This is a genomic window from Allobosea sp. P5_A5 (assembly GCF_056400625.1).
In genome coordinates, this window is sequence record NZ_JBFUKY010000001.1 from 459,758 (window position 1) to 478,041 (window position 18,284).

Annotated in this window: 18 protein-coding genes and 1 tRNA gene; 13 read left to right on the forward strand and 6 right to left on the reverse strand. The window is 65.5% G+C overall.

The window, feature by feature from the left end; genetic code table 11:
- The first annotated feature begins 151 nt into the window (after positions 1-151).
- From exbB to AC1DR6_RS02230, 4 genes are all read left to right on the forward strand, one after another.
- Positions 152-1,141, forward strand: a complete 990-nt coding sequence (exbB, locus tag AC1DR6_RS02215; protein WP_476827537.1) for a tonB-system energizer ExbB — start codon at positions 152-154, stop codon at positions 1,139-1,141.
- 4 nt (positions 1,142-1,145) lie between these two features.
- Positions 1,146-1,592: a TonB system transport protein ExbD gene (gene exbD / locus AC1DR6_RS02220; protein WP_476827538.1), complete on the forward strand. Its 447-nt coding sequence runs from the start codon at positions 1,146-1,148 to the stop codon at positions 1,590-1,592.
- Positions 1,589-2,461 (forward strand): energy transducer TonB family protein, encoded by an 873-nt coding sequence (locus AC1DR6_RS02225; protein WP_476827539.1) that lies wholly within the window; start codon positions 1,589-1,591, stop codon positions 2,459-2,461. The genes exbD and AC1DR6_RS02225 overlap by 4 nt, the downstream gene beginning before the upstream one ends.
- Positions 2,462-2,562: 101 nt before the next feature.
- Positions 2,563-2,811: a hypothetical protein gene (locus AC1DR6_RS02230; protein WP_476827540.1), complete on the forward strand. Its 249-nt coding sequence runs from the start codon at positions 2,563-2,565 to the stop codon at positions 2,809-2,811.
- 313 nt (positions 2,812-3,124) lie between these two features.
- Here AC1DR6_RS02230 and AC1DR6_RS02235 read toward each other — a convergent pair whose 3' ends face one another.
- From AC1DR6_RS02235 to modA, 6 genes are all read right to left on the reverse strand, one after another.
- Positions 3,125-4,543, reverse strand: a complete 1,419-nt coding sequence (locus AC1DR6_RS02235; protein WP_476827541.1) for an amidohydrolase — start codon at positions 4,541-4,543, stop codon at positions 3,125-3,127.
- Positions 4,544-4,709: 166 nt separating this feature from the next.
- Positions 4,710-5,111, reverse strand: a complete 402-nt coding sequence (gene cueR / locus AC1DR6_RS02240) for a Cu(I)-responsive transcriptional regulator (protein WP_476827542.1) — start codon at positions 5,109-5,111, stop codon at positions 4,710-4,712.
- Position 5,112: 1 nt separating this feature from the next.
- The gene (locus tag AC1DR6_RS02245; RefSeq protein WP_476827543.1) at positions 5,113-7,617 is read right to left on the reverse strand and encodes a heavy metal translocating P-type ATPase; all 2,505 of its coding nucleotides are present in this window, start codon (positions 7,615-7,617) and stop codon (positions 5,113-5,115) included.
- A 66-nt stretch (positions 7,618-7,683) separates the two neighbouring features.
- Positions 7,684-8,781, reverse strand: a complete 1,098-nt coding sequence (gene modC, locus AC1DR6_RS02250; protein ID WP_476827544.1) for a molybdenum ABC transporter ATP-binding protein — start codon at positions 8,779-8,781, stop codon at positions 7,684-7,686.
- Positions 8,778-9,476 (reverse strand): molybdate ABC transporter permease subunit, encoded by a 699-nt coding sequence (gene modB / locus AC1DR6_RS02255; protein WP_476827545.1) that lies wholly within the window; start codon positions 9,474-9,476, stop codon positions 8,778-8,780. Before modB ends, modC begins: the two co-directional genes overlap by 4 nt.
- Positions 9,477-9,486: 10 nt before the next feature.
- Complete coding sequence (modA, locus tag AC1DR6_RS02260; RefSeq protein ID WP_476827546.1) at positions 9,487-10,287, reverse strand: molybdate ABC transporter substrate-binding protein; 801 nt, start codon at positions 10,285-10,287, stop codon at positions 9,487-9,489.
- Positions 10,288-10,476: 189 nt separating this feature from the next.
- Here modA and AC1DR6_RS02265 point away from each other — a divergent pair.
- The 9 genes from AC1DR6_RS02265 (at position 10,477) to AC1DR6_RS02305 (ending at position 18,280) form a co-directional block, all read left to right on the forward strand.
- Positions 10,477-10,566, forward strand: a tRNA-Ser gene (locus AC1DR6_RS02265).
- 602 nt (positions 10,567-11,168) lie between these two features.
- Positions 11,169-12,191 carry a phage major capsid protein gene (locus AC1DR6_RS02270; protein WP_476827547.1) on the forward strand — a complete coding sequence of 341 codons (1,023 nt, stop codon included), beginning with the start codon at positions 11,169-11,171 and terminating at the stop codon, positions 12,189-12,191.
- The gene (locus AC1DR6_RS02275) at positions 12,191-12,412 is read left to right on the forward strand and encodes a hypothetical protein (protein WP_476827548.1); all 222 of its coding nucleotides are present in this window, start codon (positions 12,191-12,193) and stop codon (positions 12,410-12,412) included. The genes AC1DR6_RS02270 and AC1DR6_RS02275 overlap by 1 nt, the downstream gene beginning before the upstream one ends.
- 205 nt (positions 12,413-12,617) lie before the next feature.
- The gene (locus AC1DR6_RS02280) at positions 12,618-12,866 is read left to right on the forward strand and encodes a hypothetical protein (protein ID WP_476827549.1); all 249 of its coding nucleotides are present in this window, start codon (positions 12,618-12,620) and stop codon (positions 12,864-12,866) included.
- 260 nt (positions 12,867-13,126) lie between these two features.
- Positions 13,127-13,324, forward strand: a complete 198-nt coding sequence (locus AC1DR6_RS02285) for a hypothetical protein (protein ID WP_476827550.1) — start codon at positions 13,127-13,129, stop codon at positions 13,322-13,324.
- A gap of 9 nt (positions 13,325-13,333) precedes the next feature.
- A complete protein-coding gene (locus AC1DR6_RS02290) occupies positions 13,334-13,741 on the forward strand; it encodes a hypothetical protein (protein WP_476827551.1) in 408 nt (135 codons plus the stop codon).
- Positions 13,742-14,204: 463 nt separating this feature from the next.
- Positions 14,205-15,476, forward strand: coding sequence for a DNA methyltransferase family protein (locus tag AC1DR6_RS02295; RefSeq protein WP_476827552.1), 1,272 nt, complete (start codon positions 14,205-14,207; stop codon positions 15,474-15,476).
- A gap of 49 nt (positions 15,477-15,525) precedes the next feature.
- Positions 15,526-17,574: a sensor histidine kinase gene (locus AC1DR6_RS02300; protein WP_476827553.1), complete on the forward strand. Its 2,049-nt coding sequence runs from the start codon at positions 15,526-15,528 to the stop codon at positions 17,572-17,574.
- Positions 17,575-17,578: 4 nt separating this feature from the next.
- A complete protein-coding gene (locus AC1DR6_RS02305) occupies positions 17,579-18,280 on the forward strand; it encodes an ANTAR domain-containing protein (RefSeq protein ID WP_476827554.1) in 702 nt (233 codons plus the stop codon).
- Positions 18,281-18,284: the final 4 nt, after the last annotated feature.

Sequence of the window (18,284 nt, forward strand, 5' to 3'; positions counted from 1 at the left end):
GTGAGGCAAGTGATTGATAAGGCTTGCATATTTTAATTGTTCCAATGTGGAAGAACCTGCACGGCATGGCTCGGATCACGCGGCATGAAGCCTGTGGCGGCCCTTGTGCGGTGGGACGAAGCGCCGGGCGCTTCGGAGTATGGGACCTGTCATGACTAGCGTGCTTCGTTCGGCCTTCATCGCGGTCGGCCTCGTGATGCTTCCGCTTTCGGCGGCTTTCTCCCAAACGCAAGAGCCGCCTGCTCCGCCGGCTGCATCCTGGACGCCAAGCAACCCGCTGCCTCAGTCCCTGCCGCAGATGGGCATCAACCCGCCGAGCACGGCCCACCCGGCGCTGCCGCTCGAGACCGCGCCGGCCAGCCAGACCGCCGCGCCGGCAACGGCCGTGCTCCCGCACGACCTTTCGCCCTGGGGCATGTTCATGGCGGCCGATATCGTCGTGAAGGTGGTGATGGTCGGACTAGCCTTCGCCTCGGTGGTGACCTGGACGATCTGGCTTGCGAAGGTCCTGGAACTGACGGCGGCCAAGACCGGCGCGACACGGGCCGTGCGCAAACTGGAACAGGCGGACAGTCTTCAGGCTGCCGTCAAGGCGATGCAGGCCAAGGGCGGGCGACTGCGCGGCGCGGTCGGCACACTCGCTTCCGCCGCGGTGGACGAGGCTCGACGCTCGGCCGAACTCGGCACGGAGGGCATCAAGGAGCGCGCGTCCATCGCGCTGTCGCGGATCGAGGCCAGGGCAGGGCGCAACATGGCGCGCGGCACCGGGTTGCTGGCGACGATCGGCTCGACGGCGCCGTTCGTCGGCCTGTTCGGCACGGTCTGGGGCATCATGAACGCCTTCATCGGCATCAGCCAGGCCAAGACCACAAATCTGGCCGTGGTGGCGCCCGGCATCGCAGAGGCGCTGCTGGCCACCGCGATCGGGCTCGTCGCGGCGATTCCCGCCGTGATCATCTACAATGTCTTCGCGCGCGCCATTACCGGCTACCGCGCCACGCTGTCGGACGCCTCGGGAGAGATTTTGCGCCATCTCTCGCGCGACCTCGAGCGCCACCAGCGCAGCGTATCCGCGCCGCCGCGCACCCCTTCGTCACAGACGCAACAGCCCGTGGCGATGCCGCTCGTCCCGGCGGAGTAAAGTCATGGCCGTCTCGCTCAAGGACCCGCAGGACGGCGATCTCGGCGAAGTCGCCGACATCAACGTCACGCCGTTCATCGACGTCATCCTGGTGCTGCTGATCATCTTCATGGTGGCCGCGCCACTTTCCACGGTCGACGTCGCCGTCGACCTGCCTGTGTCCAACGCGCAGCCGCAGCCACGGCCTGACACGCCCGTCTTCCTCACGGTGAAAGGCGACCTTTCGCTGGCGCTCGGCAACGACGCCCTGCCGCGCGAGGCCCTGCAGGCGACGCTCGACCAGCGCACCGGTGGGGATCGCGAGCAACGCGTCTTCCTGCGAGCCGATGGCGGCGTCTCCTATCGCGACCTGATGGAGGTGATGAACCAGCTCCGCACGGCCGGTTATCTCAAGATCGCGCTCGTCGGGCTGGAAGATACCGGGCAGGGCGCGGCGGGAGCCAAGCCGTGAGCCTTCGTCGCTCAGCGTTCGAGCGCTATGGCCCGGCGACCCTGCGCTGGAGCCTCGCGGCGCTGCTGGTCGCCGGGGCTCACGGAACGGCGGGCTGGGTGGTCGCGAACTGGCAAGGTGCGGAGGCTGCGCCTGGCGCCACGCCGGCGGCCGTGATGATCGAGCTCGCGCCGCTGGCCGTCGCGCCCGAAGCGCCGCAGGATCTGGCGCCAGGGCAGGAGATGGTGGAGGCGCAACCCGAACCCGAGCCGCCAAAGCCGGTCGAGCCGCCCAAGGAGATGGAGCCGCAGCCCTCCGAGGAGCCGGAGCCCGTCGCGGTCCCGCAGCCCGAGATCAAGATTCCGGAGCTGCCGTCCTTGCCGGATGCTGCCGCGATGTTGGCGCCGCCGCCCCCGAAAAACGAGGAGCCGCCTCCGCCGCCCAAGGAGGTCAAGCGCAAGCCGCCGCCCAAACCCAAGGTGGTGGCCGAGCGCAAGAAGCCGATCCATCCGGACAAGCCGCGCGCCGAGCAGACTTCCGCGCCGGCCGCGCAGGCGCAAGTCTCCGACCGGGCCGCGGCGCCGGCTCCCGGCGCATCCTCGGCTTCGCCGGCCGCTGCCGCGAGCTGGCGCGGTTCGCTGATCGCTCATCTCAACCGCTTCAAGCGCTTCCCGAACGGGGCGACGCCGGGCACCGTGCAGGTCGCCTTCAGCATCGACCGGGGCGGGCGGGTAACCTCGGCGCGCCTCGTGCGCGGCTCGGGCGACGCCGCCCTGGACGATGAGGCTGTCGCGATGATCCGCCGTGCCAGCCCCGTGCCCGCGCCGCCCGACGGGATGGGGGGCGGGGGAGCGATATCGCTCGCAGTACCGATCCGATTCTCGCGCTGATGCGTTGTCGATTGAAGCGGCCGGGTGTCCGATCCCGATCGCTTCGATGACAGATCGCCTCGACATTCCGTCGAGCGAGGGACACGGACAGGAGAGCCGTCATGGTCGTACACAGACTGGCTGCAGTGTTGCTGCTCGGGTCGGCATTGAGCGGCTGCGTCACCACGGAGGATCTTCGCGCCTCTGACGCGGCGCAATGCCAATCCTACGGTTTCCGTGCGCCGAGCGAGGCCTTTTCCAACTGCCTGCTGCAGATCGACCTTGACCGCTCCGCTGCCCGGCGTGCCCGTTTCGACCGCCTCGACGGAGGGTTCTACGGACCCGGCCCGTATGGTTGGCGTCGCTGGTAAGCGCGGCCCGAGCCCCGGACAAAAAAAGGGCCGCGCAGAGCGCAGCCCAAGTCTAGGGAGGAAACGCCCAAGGAGGGCGGCGCAACATCTCTGCTGCGCTGCGATAGAAATAGGATGGCAAACGTTTGCCCGCAAGGGCAAAAGGTTAGCAAAGCTGACTTAATTTGCTCTCCCGAAAGCGCAATAAAATCAGTCTTTTACAGTGCGTCTGATCTTATTTCAGGCAGGCCTGCGGCTCCCTGCCTCATCTCGCGCCAGCCTGACGAGGCAGCGGCCGCCGACGAGCGGCGGCCGGGTCGGGTTTCGTGCGTTGTCAGCCGAGAGACATCGTCAGCGGCGGCTGGACCTCGGGCGGTAGCGGCGAGGTGTAGCCATCCTTGCCGAGCCGCGCCTTGTGGTCGGCCTTGGCCGCTTCCATCAACGTGGCATCGGTCAGCACGGCGGCGCCGGTCGCGGCCATCGCCTTGGCCACATGCACCATCGCCTTGTGCGCGGCGGACTGCTTGCCCTGCGCCACGACCTGCCAGGTGTGGAAGGGCGTGCCCATCGCCACCGTCGGCGCATGAGCCTGCACTGTCGGCAAGGCCCAGCTGACATCGCCGATATCGGTGGAGCCGATGGCCGGGTTGCGCTTGGCGTCGCGCGGCACGAGGAAGTCGGCCAGCGGGGCGCCGGTGTCGGTCATGCCCACGGTCCGCCAGATCGCGGCGATATCCTGCGGCGAGAGCGTCTTGCGGATGTCCTCGGCGAAGGCCTTGTCGGCGTCGTCGAAATGCGGTGGGCCGAGATCCTCCATCACCTTGTGCATGGCGTCTTCGAGCGGCGTGTTGGCGACGAGGTCGGAGACGGCGCTGACGATGCGCATTTCCATTTTGGTTTCGGTCATCAATGCGGCGCCTTCGGCGATCTTTTTCACGCGCTGGACGAGTTCGAGCATGCCGCGCAGGTCGCGGGCGCGGATCGAATAGCGCACGCGGGCATGGGCCTGGACGACGTTGGGCGCGATGCCGCCGGTGTCGAGCAGCGCGTAGTGAACCCGCGCATCGGAGGGCATGTGCTCGCGCATATAGTTCACGCCGACATTCATCAGCTCGACGGCATCGAGTGCCGAGCGGCCGAGATGCGGGGCAGCGGCGGCATGCGAGGCGCGGCCGGTGAAGACGAAGTCCGCGCGGGTGTTGGCGAGCGCCAGCGCGGGGGCCACCTCCCAGAAGCTTGACGGGTGCCAGGAGATTGCGACATCGGCGTCCGCGAAGGCGCCGGCGCGGACCATGAAGGCCTTGGCGGCGCCGCCTTCCTCGGCCGGGCAGCCGTAATAGCGCACGCGGCCCGGAATCTTGTTCTCGGCGAGCCACTCCTTCATCGCGACAGCCGCGAGCAGGGCGGCCGAGCCGAGCAGATTATGGCCGCAGCCATGGCCGTGGCCGCCGGTCTCGATCTCCTTGTGCTCGGCGAGGCCGGCCTCTTGCGAGAGACCGGGCAGGGCGTCGTATTCGCCGAGGAAGGCGATGACAGGTCCGCCTTCGCCGGCCTCGCCGATGACGGCGGTCGGGATATCGGCGACGTTTTCGGTGATCCGGAAGCCCTGATGCTTCAGCTCGGCGATATGCTCGGCGACGGAGCGCTGCTCGGTGTAGCAGACCTCGGGCATGCCCCAGACCCGGTCGGACAGCGCGATCAGGCGCTCTTTGTTGGCGTCGACATGCCGCCAGAGATCGTTTCGATTATCCATGCTCGTTCCACCTGGGAGCCGCTCCGAACGAGCCGGCCGGCCCCGTTCTCGTTTTGACATTCAACCCGCCGAGCGGCGAGGCAAGGCCGCCCCGGCGCGATGCCAGCGCATAAGAGCAATCCCGCCGGCTCGCGTCCACAACGCCTGCGCATGGCGGAGCGGCGTCTCAGGCCTTGTCGGGCAGCGCTGCGAAATCGGCCAGAATCGGGCAGTCGGGCCGGGCGTCTCCCTGGCAATGCGCCGCCAGGTGCCGCAGCGTATCCGCCATCGCCTGCAACTCCGCCGCCTTGGCCTCGAGGTCGCGAATATGAGCGGTGGCGAGCGCCTTGACGTCGGCGCTGGCCCGGCTGCGGTCACGCCACAAGGCAAGCAGCTCGCGCGTCTCCTCGAGCGAGAAGCCGAGATCGCGCGAACGCCGGATGAAGCGCAGCGTGTGCACGTCCTCCTCGCCATAGACGCGGTACTGCGCCGCGCTGCGCGAAGCCGGCGCGATCAGCGCAATGCTCTCGTAATACCGGATCATCTTGGCGCTGACGCCGGAGCCGGCCGAAGCCTCGCCGATATTCATCTCACGCCTCCACCTTGAAACGCCGCAGCCGCAACGCATTGGTCAGCACGCTGACGCTCGACAGCGCCATGGCGAGCCCCGCGAAGACAGGCGAGAGCAGGATGCCGAACAGCGGATAAAGCAGGCCTGCCGCCACCGGGACCAGCACCGCATTGTAGCCGAAGGCCCAGCCGAGATTCTGGCGGATGTTGGCGATCACCGCCTTGGACAGGGCGATCGCGCGCGGGACGCCCGTCACATCGCCTGACATCAGCACGACATCGGCACTTTCGATGGCAATGTCCGTGCCAGTGCCGATGGCGATGCCGACATCGGCCTGGGCCAGCGCGGGGGCATCGTTGATGCCGTCCCCGACGAAAGCGACCTTGCGACCGCCGGCCTGAAGCGCTTTGACCACCTCCGCCTTGTCGGTCGGCAGCACCTCCGCCTTGACCTCGTCGATCCCGAGATGGCGGGCGACGGCTTCGGCGGTGCGCCGGTCATCGCCCGTTACCATCACGACCTTGAGCCCGAGGCGGTGCAGGGCTGCGATTGCTGCCGGCGTCGTTTCCTTGACCGCATCGGCGACGGCGAGAAGCGCCGCCAAGCGGCCATCGATCGCGATGAAGAGCGGCGTCTTGCCGGCCTCTGCCCAGCCCTGCACGCAATCGGCATGAGCCTCGGTCTGGGCTCCGATCTGCCGCATCAGCCGATGGCCGCCGATGGCGACGCGCCGGCCCTCGACCAGCGCCGTGACGCCAAGGCCGGCATCGCTGACGAACTCCGAAGGCTCGGTCAGGGCCAGCCCCCGCATCTTTGCTGCTGCGACGATGGCGAGCGCGAGAGGATGTTCGGATCGGTTTTCGACGGACGTCGCCAGCCGCAGGGCTTCGTCGGCCGAGAAGGGGGCGACCGGTTCGAGATCGGTCAGCTCGGGCTTGCCCCGCGTCAGCGTGCCTGTCTTGTCGAGCGCGACGATCTGGACATCGCGCAGCGCCTGAAGCGCATCGCCCTGCCGGAAGAGAATACCCAGTTCGGCGCCGCGGCCGGTACCGACCATGATCGAGGTCGGGGTGGCCAAGCCCATGGCGCAAGGGCAGGCGATGATCAGCACCGCAACGGCATTGACCAGCGCATAGGACAGGGCAGGGCTCGGCCCCAGCAGGAGCCAGACCAGGAACGTCAGCGCAGCCAGCCCCATCACGGCCGGCACGAACCAAAGCGTGATGCGGTCGACGGCTGCCTGGATCGGCAGTTTGGCGCCCTGCGCCGCCTGCACGGTGCGCACGATCTGGGCCAGCACCGTATCCGCGCCGACCTTGCGGGCCGTGAAGCTCAGCGCACCGGAGCCGTTGACGGTGCCGCCGGTGACGCGGCTTCCAGGCGCCTTATGGACCGGTGCGGGCTCGCCCGTCAGCATCGCTTCATCGACGAAGGAGGAGCCCTCGATGACCTCCCCATCGACCGGGACGCGCTCCCCCGGCCGCAGGATGACGCTGTCGCCGGGCTTCACCTCCGCGACCGGGATGTCGGTCTCGTCACTCCCGCGCAAGACGCGAGCCGTCTTCGGCTGAAGCGCGACGAGGCTGCCGATCGCCGCACCCGTGCGGCCCTTGGCGCGCGCCTCGAACCAGCGGCCGAGCAGGATCAGGGTGACGATGACGGCACCCGATTCGAAATAGGTCAGCGCCGTCCCCGCCGGCAGCAGGCCGGGCAGAAAGGTTGCGACGCTGGAATAAAGCCAGGCCGCGCCGGCACCGAGCATCACCAGCGTGTTCATGTCGGGCGCCCCGCGCAGCAGCGCCGGAAACCCCTTGCGCAGGAAAATCAGCCCTGGCCCGAGCAACACTGCCGTCGCCAAAACGAAGGAAAGCAGGCGCAAATTGCCCTCGCCAAATCGGTCGCCAAGCCAATGGTGCAGAGCAAGGACCAGATGTCCGCCCATCTCGATCACCAGCAGCGGGAGCGTCAGCGCGGCGGCGAGGATGACCGAGCGCTTCAGCCGCGCCTGTTCCTGAGCCTTCGCCGTGTTGACGGGGCCTTGATCGACGGCTGTCTGGCCGGCGCCGGCCGTCACCGAACCGGCCTCGTAGCCGGCTTTCCCAACGGCGTGAATAAGACTCGGAAGGAGATCGCCGCCGGCCAGCGTGACCACGCTGGCGCGCTCGGTCGCCAGGTTGACGGATGCCCCGACCACGCCCGGCACGGCGAGCAGCGCCTTCTCGACATGGCTGACGCAGGAAGCGCAATTCATGCCCGAGACGGCCAGGTCGATGGTCTGCTCGACCGGCTCGTATCCGGCCTGGCGGACCGCGCTCTCGATCTCTTTCACGACGCCGGCAGGGGCGCCCCCCTTAGCGAGGCCGATATGGGCGCGCTCGGTCGCGAGGTTGACGGAAACGGCATCGACGCCCGGGATCGCGGCGATGGCACGCTCGACCCTGCCGACGCAGCCGGCGCAGGACATGCCCTCGATAGCCATATCGAAGGTCGCCGACCCGTCCCGCGTGTTTTCGATGACCGTCATCGCTGCCTCCATGGTGCCTTATGACAGCTGATATAGGGCTTCCCATCGTGGGAAGGTCAAGACGTCTCAGGACGGTTCGACAGAGACGCTCTTGATGACGGCATGCACTGGCGTTCCGACAGCGAGCCCGAGGCTGGCCACCGATCTGGCGGTCAGCCGGACGACCAGCGCGGCATCGCCGCAACGCAGCCGGAGATGGACGGTGCTGCCGCCTTCGCCGGTGCGTGGACCGATCTCGGCGACGGTACAGGGCAGGGCGTTCAGCGCGCTGATCCCGGCGGGCTTGGCGAGGCTCACCATGACGTCGCTTGCCATGATGCGCACGCGCAATCGCCGGCCGGCTTCCAGTGTCCCGCGTGCTATCGTGAGCTCACCGGCCGGCGTCGCGAGCAAAGCGAGGCCAAAGCTCTCGTCGAAACTCGTGACTTGGGCCGGCAGCACAGCGCTCGCTTCCGGCGCACCAGCCCGCGAGGCGAGATCGAGCCGCGACAGGATCTCGGCGGTTGGGCCGCAGGCGGCGATCCGCCCGTCCTCGACCAGCGCGACGGTGGTCGCCAGCCGCGCCACCTCGCCCAGCGCATGCGAGACATAGACGATCGGGATATCGGCCTGGTCGCGCAGCCTTTCGATGTAGGGCAGGATTTCGGCCTTGCGCGCTTCGTCGAGCGCCGCCAGCGGTTCGTCCATCAGCAGCAGCCGGGGCTGGGCCAGCAGAGCCCGGCCGATCGCGACCCGCTGCCTTTCGCCTCCGGAGAGCCCGCCCGGGCGGCGCCCCAGCAAATGGCCGATGCCGAGCAGTTCGAGCACTTTGTCCAACTCGGCGGGCGTGCGGAGGGCCCGCGGGACGAACCGGTGCCCGAAGAGCAGGTTCTGCCGGACGGAGAGATGGGGGAAAAGCCGCGCCTCCTGGAAGACATAGCCGAGCCGGCGCCGGTGCGGCGGCAGGAAGATGCCGCGATCGGTATTGACCAGCGTCTCGCCCTCGACGCGCACATGGCCGGCATCGGGCGCGATCAGCCCGCCGATCACGTTGACCAGCGATGTCTTGCCGGAACCGGAAACGCCGAACAGCGCCGTCAGCCTCCCCGGCGACTGAAAGCTCGCATCGAGCCGAAAGCTGCCGAGCTTGTGCCGCACCGCGAGGTCGAGGATCGGCGCTGTCATGCGACCGCGATCCGCCGCCCGACCAGCCGCGCCAGCCATTCCGAAAGGAACAGCGCGGAAACCGAGATCGCGATCGAAATCAGCGTCAGCCGCATCGCGCCGCTATCGCCGCCAGGCACTTGCGTGAAAGTGTAGATCGCCGAGGGCAGGGTCTGCGTCTCACCGGGAATGTTCGAGACGAAGGTGATCGTCGCGCCGAATTCTCCCATCGCCTTGGCGAAGCACAGGATCATGCCGGCTATGATGCCCGGCAGGCAGAGCGGCAGCGTCACGGTGAGAAAGACCCAGACAGGGTTGGCTCCCAGCGTGGCGGCGACGGCCTCCAATTTGCGGTCGACGGCCTCGATCGAGAGCCGCATGGCCCGCACCATCAAGGGAAAGCCCATGACGGCGCAGGCCAGAGCCGCGCCCGTCCAGCGGAAGGAGAGGGTGATCCCGAACCAATCATACAAGGCCTGGCCGATCGGCCCGCGCCGCCCGAAACCGATCAGCAGCAGATAGCCGGTAACGACCGGGGGCAGGATCAACGGCAGGTGCACTGCCGCGTCCAGCAGCGACTTGCCCCAGAAGCGGCCGCGCGCCAGCACATAGGCCACGGCGAGCCCGAAGGGCAGGCTCGCCAGCATTGCAGTGGTCGCGACGATCAGGCTGAGCCGGACCGCCGTCCATTCATCGGGTGTCAGCCAGTGGCTCAAGCGGCCTCGCTCAGGACGAGGAGGCCGGCTTGTTCAGCACGGTAAAGCCCTGCTTTTCGAAAACGGGCCTGGCGGACGGGCCGCGCAGATAGGCCAGGAACGTCGCAGCGTCCGGGTTGGTGGAATCCCGGGTCACTGCGACCGGGTATACGATCGGCGGGTGTGAGTCCTCCGGGAAGGTGGCGACGACCCTGACCTGCGGATCGGCCGCGGCATCGGTCGCATAGACGATGCCGAAAGGCGCCTCGCCGCGCGAGACCAGCAGCAGCGCGGCGCGGACATTGTCGGCCTGCGCGATCTTGTCCTTGAGCCTGTCCCAGGCGCCGAGCTTTTCAAGTGCCGCCTTGCCGTATTTGCCGGCCGGGACGGATTCGACATTGCCCATGGCGAGGCGGTTCGTACCGAGCGCGGCCGCGAGTTCGACGCCGGGCTTCAGCTCGAGCTTGGCGGTCGAAGCCTTCTCCGCGACCAGCACGAGCCTGTTGCCGAGCAGGCTGACGCGGGTGTCCGGCCTGATCAGGTTCTTGCCCGCCGCATAATCCATCCAGTCGAGGTCGGCCGAGATGAACAGGTCGGCCGGCGCGCCGCTCTCGATCTGCTTCGCCAACACATTGCTCGCCGCATAGGAGATTTTCGGCGCGGGCTTGCCGCTTTCCTTCGCCCAGCTGGCGGCGGCCTCGTCCAGCGCATTCTTCATGCTGGCTGCAGCAAAGATCACAAGATCCTTGCTCTGCGCCTGCGCGGCTTCGATGCCCGCGCCGAGCACCAAGGCACAGGCCAGACCAGCCGCGAGCAATGTTCGACGCCTCATTTTGGTTCTCCGGCATCCGTTGTATATCTGTGGGTATAACGATGGTTGCCGTGCGGCTTGGTCCAAGTCAAGGCGAGCGGCGTCGAGGACGCGGGCGGATGCCGCGTGTGCCGGAAGCGAATGCGACATCGCCAGATACACCTGCCCCCTTGCCAACCCGCTCCCGGCTCGGCATTGAACGGGCGAGCTGGAAGGGTGGCCGAGTGGTTTAAGGCAGCGGTCTTGAAAACCGCCGTGGGTGCAAGCCCACCGTGGGTTCGAATCCCACCCCTTCCGCCAGAATACTTGCATAAGACTATGATAACACTTTGTTTTGGCTTGGATCATTCGAGTCAGCCCACGTCTCCACCCACAACGTTTTTGCTGCGATGATGGAGGCTTGCCCGCGGGCTTTGAAGCCATTCCCTGCGCGATTTGCGCCAGCGCCACCCCGAAACAGAGCCCGGAAATGTTGGCGATTTGCGCGCCGGAATCAGGTGTGATTCGGTGATGGGCATGATGATGCCGCCGCGAAGATATGAGGACGATGGGGAGACCAAGGCACACCGCGCCGAGGTCATCGACCGCTTGTTTCGCGATTGGCTCCACGCCTGGAATGTCGTCACAACCGGGGATGACAGGGTCGATGAAAAAACAGCCGGTAGGTTGCTCGGCTATACCAAGAACACGCTTCGTAATATGCGCGCTGAAGGCCGGGCGCCGCGAGGGTGGAGGGTTGGCGGTAAAATAACATACCGCGTCGGCGACGTTGTGAGTTGGCTCGCCTCAACGATGGAAGAAGTTTAGGCCCGCTCTGACGCAAAGCGCATTTCTACGCATTCCCTGCAATCGACGCGGCCGACCCGGCCGATGATGCTTGGGCCTCATTCTGGAGGCCTCAAGTGACCCGAGCTCGTGCAACTGATCTCTCCGAACTGGCGCGCGTCGTCGCAATCTCTGGCGGCAATTGCGCCCAGGCCGCCGTCATCGCCGAAGCCACTAGGGCACCGGAGGCTGTTCGCTCCGTCCTGAAGTCGGCCGCCGGCGGCGGAAATCTCAGCGATCCAGCATGGGCCGGATCGCTCGACGGCTATAGCAACATGGTCACGGCGTTCGTCGGCTCGCTGGCCTCTTCCTCTATCCTCGGCCGCTTGCTCGCTGATGACGCTGTGACGCGGCTCCCGCTGGGCACCAGCGCAGCCGCCGTGGTCGCCAATGCGACTGCCTTCGCGATTGGCGCCGGCTCGCCGATCGCGGTCTCTTCCCTTTCACTCGCCTCCAAGAGCCTTCAGCCGCGTACCGCGGCCGGCATGGTGGTGCTGACGAGCGAATTGATCCGGTCGGCCAGCCCGGCCGCGCGCGCGCTGGTCGACGCCTCTCTGCGTAGCGCCGTCAGCACCGCGATCGACGCCGCGTTCGTCTCTATCATCTCAGCCGGCATCACGCCGACTGCCGCCACCGGCATGACTGCGGGCGACGCGCTCGCGGATCTCAAGCGGCTGCTCGATGTCGTTAATGTCTCTGGCGCGGGCAAGCTCTACTGGCTCATGTCACCAAGCGTCGCTAACGCGGCTTCGACGCTTGCCGGACCCGATGGGTCGAACGCGTTTCCGGCGATGTCTCCTTCGGGCGGCGAGATGGTGAATCTGCCGGCGTTGACTTCGTCCGCTCTCCCGGCTGGTCAGCTCATGCTTGTCGACGCGGCCTCGATCGCTGCGGAGATCGAGGCCGTGACGGTTTCGCTAAGCGACCAGGCAGCGGTCCAGATGTCGACCACCCCGGACGCGCCTCCCAATGCGGGGACGGTCCTCACCAGCTTGTGGCGGCAGAACTTGATCGCCGTGCTCGCCCGCTGCGTCTTCGGTGCAGAGAAGGTTAGGTCCGGCGCCGTCGCCATCCTCGCAAACATTGCCTGGAGCGCGTGATGTCGTACGAGGACACCTTGCCCGACGCAGTCGCGGAGGCGATTGGCACAGTCATCCGTGAGGCACGCGCCGAATGGCACCGCGAGCTCGAGACGTTGCGCGCCGAGCGCCGCGCCTTGGTCGCCGAGCTGAAACTCCTCGCTCTCGCCCCACCTGCCCAGCAGCACGAGCCTACGCCGGCCGCACCGACGGCCGCCAAGCCGAAGGCGTACCGCTCATGAGCGCGACGATCGAAGGGACCGAACGCCGCCTCGACGACATGGCCCGCGAGGCACTGCGCCGCGAGGGCGAGAGGCTCGCACGGGAGCATCTCGATGCGGGCGAACTCGCGAGGCGCATGGCGACGGCTCGATGCGTTATCCGGGCATGGCGCTCAAGAGCTACAGGTGCCGTGTTACGGGAAGCCGCAACGCCGGGAGCAAGCCGATGAGCGATCGCGTCTCCCTAGGTCCGGTCCGCCACCGCGGCGACCTGCGCCGCAACCTTTCTGTCGCGGTCGAAGTCGCCGTCGACCGGCAGCGCCAGCAACTCGCCGCGGCGGGCTTCGAAGGTCTCGACCTTAACGAACTGGTGGCCGCCGAGCGAAAGCGCTTCAGCGCGTGGGCCACACAGGTGGAGGCCGAGATCGGCGCCGAGTTGCCCGAGCCTCCGAGCGCCGAACCGGCAGCGGCCTAGGTCGGGGGGGAGGGTCGAAAAAGGGAGCCCCAGGGGCCACCACCGCACAGGGGCTCATTCGCGGGTTTTATTTTCGTCCTCCCGCAAATTTTCCGGCGAAATCACCTCACTTCAACAGGCGTCAGATGTCGAAATCGCAGCAATCATTGGCTCCGTCACCGGCACTCGACCGGGATCCGTTGCCACCTCGTGGCCTGAATCGGTCAGAACGTGGTGAGTTTAAGCGCATTTGTCGCCTCCGGCGTGCAGCTGGCAGGCCGGTGTCGGCGCTCGAGCGCGATTTGCTGGGGGACTATTTGTCCGCGCGGACGCGTCTCGAAATCCTGCAGGAGACCGAAGCCGAAAAGGCGGCCGGCGCGCATTTTTTCTTGCGAGAGCAACTCGCCCTCGCGTCGGCGATCGATCGCGCTGCCGGCGTTGTGCGCCGCCTCGCGAGCGACCTCAAGCTGGTCGGTTGAGGTTGATCTATGCTCGCCCTAAACCACAGAAACGCCAGGTCGCAGCGAGCGCCTGCGGCACTGAGCACTGACATCCGGCTGCGGCAGATCGCGATCGTGACCTCGATGCCAGCGATCTCGGCCGGCGCAGCGCGATTGTTTTGTGCCCTCGTGGCTGCGGCCGATGACGAAGGCCGGGCAATGCTGAGGCCGCGCGAACTTGCAGCGATGGCAGGCAACGCGGTCGCCGCCGACTGGGCCGTTAACCTATTGCGGGAACTTCAGCACCATCGCCTGCTGGACTACGATTCCAAGCCGCGGATGGCGACGGCGGTGAAGCTCACGCTTACCGGGGAAATGCTGGCCGCCGAGGCTGATGCGATGGCGCGGCGCTTGCGAGAGAGCCGGCGTGAACCCCTCGGCAGCGATGAGCATTAGCTATTGGCGGCATCCCTAACCTGTCCGCGTCAGCTGAACGGGCAAATGGCTTTTATCTGGCTCATGGAACGTCCGCTTTCGGGCGGTCTATTTGGTGGCTCTGAGATCGGAGCGGATTTGGCTATAGCGGCGTTCGGCAACCGCCCGCTTTATGTCGTGGGGATTTCGGGCGCCGACCGAGCAGATAAGCGGAAGAGCGCAACGCACTGGAGGCAGCTGATACGGTCTCTAACCGATCGTTTAAGCCGCCAACACCGGTTGATAAAATTTATCCCAATGTGGCCCCATTGTGCCTGAGTGCCATTTGCGGGAGGTTGCTATGGCCTGCGGGAGACAACGCGCGCGCGGATAGAGACGGTCCTTGCAAGCACTGATATAGACCGTTTCCGGACGTGACGGAATCGGCTCGTGCCGACGCGGGCATATCGACACCTTCTCGCCTGACAGGATGAGCGTGCGCCTGATGGCCTTTGAGACCTATGTGGAAGCTGCAGTGCGGGCAACCCGGGAAGATAATCCGGCCCAAGGTGCCTCCCCGCGCGCTCATCCATTGCTCAATGGGGCACCTTACAAGGCTTTCCGCCAGGCTATCGACTTGGCCGATCGGCGTGATGAAGGAACGTTCTTTTCGGGTCCGGCTATCGCTTCGCGGCTAGCCGACCTGATTGCGGAGGAAGTCACAGAAGATGCGATCATTGCGGACCCGACCTGCGGCATGGGAGATCTTTTACTGGCCTACGCCGAGCGGCTCCCCATCGCTGAGTCACTGGAGGAAACGATCCGCGTTTGGGGCGAGCGGCTTTCCGGCCTCGACCTGCGCGAAGACTTGGTGCGGATGACCAAGGTGCGCCTGGTCATGTTGGCCCGGGCCAAGGGCGGCTTCGGCGGCTTGAACGTCGAGATCGACGAAACCTTCCCGCTTATCCAGGTTGGAGACGCCCTCATGAACCCCGCCGTTCTGGCGACGGCGAGAGGCTTTCTATTCAACCCTCCGTTCGGCCAGACCTCGCCCAAGATCACACCGGAATGGTCGGCGGGACGGATCAATGCAGCGGCTTTATTCCTGGACGCGCTCCTAGGCGCGCAGACTCCGCCCCGTCCCATCGCCGCCCTCCTGCCTGAGGTTCTGAGGAGCGGCACCCGCTACGGTCGGTTCCGCAATCATCTGTTGGATCGGGGGCTGGTTGGCGGCTTTCAGTCCTTAGGGCGGTTCGACGCTTGGACGGACGTCGATGTCTTCATCACCCTGTTGAAAGCAGGCCAGGCCGGAGGTCTTTGGAGAGATTCAGAGGGGCCGGTCGAGAAGGCGGTCGGATCCAATTTCATCATGCGCGTCGGGGCCGTAGTGCCGCATCGTCATGGGCTCGCTGGGCCGGACTATCTCTATCTCTGTGCCAAAACCACCCCGGCCTGGGAGACTGGATTCATCCCCAATATTCGCCGCGCATTCAACGGAACGGTTTTCAAGCCCCCATTTGTCGTGATCCGCCGAACTTCCAGCCCCAGCGATCGCCATAGGGCGGTAGGAACGGTGATAGTCGGGACAGCAGAGGTGGCTGTCGAGAACCATCTGATCGTCGCTATCCCGGTTAGTGGGGGCGTCGCTGCCTGCCGTCGATTGCTCAACCGGCTTAAGTCGCAAGAGGTCACAGATCACCTGAACAGAACGATCCGCTGCCGGCACCTGACTACCGGAACCTTGGCCGCCATTCCGTGGTCCGACGATGTCGGCTGAGCGACTCAGGTTCTCGCCCGACATTCTCGCCCGTTTAGGTGAGGAGCTCGTGCCTGATGTCGATCAGGGCATCATAGAGCTTGTGAAGAACGCCTACGATGCCGATGCATCGGTGTGCACAGTGGAATTTAAGACGGACTCCGGAGGCGTCAACTCGATCATCATCCACGATACCGGCAACGGCATGACCGAGGCCGGCCTGCGAGATGGTTGGCTGGTGATCGGTCGATCAGGAAAGCGCCAGAAGACGCCGACGCCAAGATTCGGACGGATGCCGGTAGGTGACAAGGGGCTCGGCCGGCTGGCGGCGCTTCGGCTCGGCCGGCGCGTCTTTCTGCGAACGCGGCCGATTAAGGAACCGGGCGTCGAATATCAACTGACCTTGGACTGGGGGGCGTTCGACGACGCTCGCGTGATCGAGGACGTGTCGATCGAGGTGAAGAGCTCGAACACTGACAGGGGGCACGGCACCGACATCTTAGTTGAAGATCTGAAGACGCCTCTTAGCCGTTCCACAGCCAACAAACTGGCTAGGGGACTGATCCTCTTAGCCGATCCTTTTATTGATGAACTCGACGGCGGGCAGGACGACGCGAGAACTGTGGAAAGCGCGACGCTGGACACAATCTTCGAGCCGGATCCGGGCTTTAAGCCGGACTTTCTGTCTGAAGAGTTCAAGGAACTCGCCCGCAAGGTGCGCCGGTCGTATTTCGGAGACGCCGAATATCGCATCCAGGCCGTGCTGGAAGAGGCGGGCCAAGCGACCTTTCGTCTCCTCGATTGGAAGGGCGATGTTCTTCACGAACAGAAACCCGAAGAGCCCTATCGGTCACCGCCCTTCGTGTTCGACCTGTGGGCCTTCATCCTAGATGGCGGGCGCTTCTCCAACAAGACCGCCACCATGGCCGAGGTCAAAGCTTGGCTGGCCAATGTCGGCGGGGTTCACATCTATGAGGACGGGATCCGCGTGCCTCCTTACGGCGGCTCGGGCGATGACTGGCTTGACCTCAATCTTCGTCGGGCCCGCAATCCTGAACTCCGCCCCAGCACCAACACCGCGGTAGGCCGCGTCCGGCTAAGCAATCTCGACCGATCGCTCGTGCAGAAGACCGACCGGATCGGCTACATCGAAAACGAAGCCTTCGGTGAGCTGCGCCGGTGCTGCGGCGACGCCATGGAGTGGGCAGGGCGCCTTCGCACGCGCGAGCGGGACCAGAGGAGGCAGGCTGAGCGTCAGGCGGATAGGCAAAAAACTGAAAAGGCGGCCACCCGTCTGGAAGCGGTCCTGACCAAGGCGGTGCCACTCACCGACCGCAAATTGGTCGAGGACGCCATCCAGCAATACGTCAAGGATGTCGATCGTGACACCAAATCCCTGCGTCAGGAGTTGCAACTCTACCGGTCGCTGGCGACCGCGGGTATGACCTCGGCGGTCTTCTCTCATGAGATCGGCCGCCCGCTGACCCTGATAGACGGCGCAATCAAGACTATCTTGAAGCTGATCCCAGCCGAACAGCAGGAGGCAGCCGCAACCCGCATCTCACGGATCGCTGAGGCCAAGCGACGGGTCAACTCCTTCGTCTCAATTCCATTGGGCCTGCTTGCCAAAAAGAAGCGGCGGGCCGGCCGCGTCACAGTGAACGCCGCAGTGCTCAGCCTTGCGACTATGATCGAGCCGATCATGGCCTATTACCGGATCACACTCGAGCTCGACCTGACTGAGGGCTATACCGATATCGCTGGCAGCGACGCACTGATTGACGCGGTTTGTTTGAACTTCGTCATGAACGCGATCAACGCCTTCCAACGCGACGGTCGCCATCAGGCCGACCGCCGCATCTGGATATCCACGGCCTATGACGGGGCGGCGGTTATCTTGTCCGTGGCGGACAACGCTGGGGGCATTGACGGCGTCGATCTAGCCGACATCTGGCTCCCAGGTGTGACCACGGAAGCCGAGGGCACTGGCTTCGGGCTAACCATTGTCCGCGATTCCGTCGCTGACGCCGGCGGGACGGTCGAGGCCGCCGCTCTAACCGAAACTGGCGGCGCTCAGTTCACGGTCCGTATCCCGCCCATGCGGCAGCTATTCGAGTGACCCCATGTCCTTTCTGAATGCGCGATCCAAGATCACCGTCATCGACGACGACGAGCTCGTTCTCGAGCATTTGATGGATGGACTCCGCGACCTCAACTATGAGCCGATGACGCTGAAGGACCAGTACGGGAACGAACTTGACCGGATGGTCCGAGAGATCGTGGAACAGAACCCGGACTTCGTGATCTGCGATCATCGCCTCCAACCCTTCGGCTTAGCGGCATTCAACGGACTTGGGGTGGTGCGCGAGCTCTTGGACGCGCAGCGACCGGCCATGCTGCTCACCATGTATCAGCAGACCGATCGAATGCGCATGGTCCTCCGCAGCTCGCGCCATCTGATACCCGTCATTGCCGGTCGTGACGATTTCGAGCCGGAGAATGTCGACCGTTACGCCGAGATCGTAATCCGCGAACTAAAAAAGGATCCCGTAGACGAAAGACGCGCCCACAGAACGCTCCTAAAGGTGGAATGGGCGGATCCCGACACCGGCAACGAAACCGTCGATGTGGTTGTCAACGGCTGGTCTCCAGACCATGCTGTGACGGTCCCTTCGGCCTGTATCGATCCGGCGATTCGCGGCAAGATCCGCACGGGAGACTTCCTACTCGGAAACATCAATATTGGGGCGGAGCGCGAAGACGACCTGTTCTTTACCCGGATCGACGAGATCGTAGGTGTTGGCGAGGTCGAGGGCTTAACTTGAACTC

Bases quoted from the DNA above. Each gene is read 5' to 3' on its own strand.
- exbB (WP_476827537.1), top strand. From the start codon at position 152: ATGACTAGCGTGCTTCGTTCGGCCTTCATCGCGGTCGGCCTCGTGATG.
- exbD (WP_476827538.1), top strand. From the start codon at position 1,146: ATGGCCGTCTCGCTCAAGGACCCGCAGGACGGCGATCTCGGCGAAGTC.
- AC1DR6_RS02230 (WP_476827540.1), top strand. From the start codon at position 2,563: ATGGTCGTACACAGACTGGCTGCAGTGTTGCTGCTCGGGTCGGCATTG.
- AC1DR6_RS02235 (WP_476827541.1), bottom strand. From the start codon at position 4,543: ATGGATAATCGAAACGATCTCTGGCGGCATGTCGACGCCAACAAAGAG.
- cueR (WP_476827542.1), bottom strand. From the start codon at position 5,111: ATGAATATCGGCGAGGCTTCGGCCGGCTCCGGCGTCAGCGCCAAGATG.
- AC1DR6_RS02245 (WP_476827543.1), bottom strand. From the start codon at position 7,617: ATGACGGTCATCGAAAACACGCGGGACGGGTCGGCGACCTTCGATATG.
- modC (WP_476827544.1), bottom strand. From the start codon at position 8,781: ATGACAGCGCCGATCCTCGACCTCGCGGTGCGGCACAAGCTCGGCAGC.
- modA (WP_476827546.1), bottom strand. From the start codon at position 10,287: ATGAGGCGTCGAACATTGCTCGCGGCTGGTCTGGCCTGTGCCTTGGTG.
- AC1DR6_RS02275 (WP_476827548.1), top strand. From the start codon at position 12,191: ATGTCGTACGAGGACACCTTGCCCGACGCAGTCGCGGAGGCGATTGGC.
- AC1DR6_RS02280 (WP_476827549.1), top strand. From the start codon at position 12,618: ATGAGCGATCGCGTCTCCCTAGGTCCGGTCCGCCACCGCGGCGACCTG.
- AC1DR6_RS02290 (WP_476827551.1), top strand. From the start codon at position 13,334: ATGCTCGCCCTAAACCACAGAAACGCCAGGTCGCAGCGAGCGCCTGCG.
- AC1DR6_RS02295 (WP_476827552.1), top strand. From the start codon at position 14,205: ATGGCCTTTGAGACCTATGTGGAAGCTGCAGTGCGGGCAACCCGGGAA.
- AC1DR6_RS02305 (WP_476827554.1), top strand. From the start codon at position 17,579: ATGTCCTTTCTGAATGCGCGATCCAAGATCACCGTCATCGACGACGAC.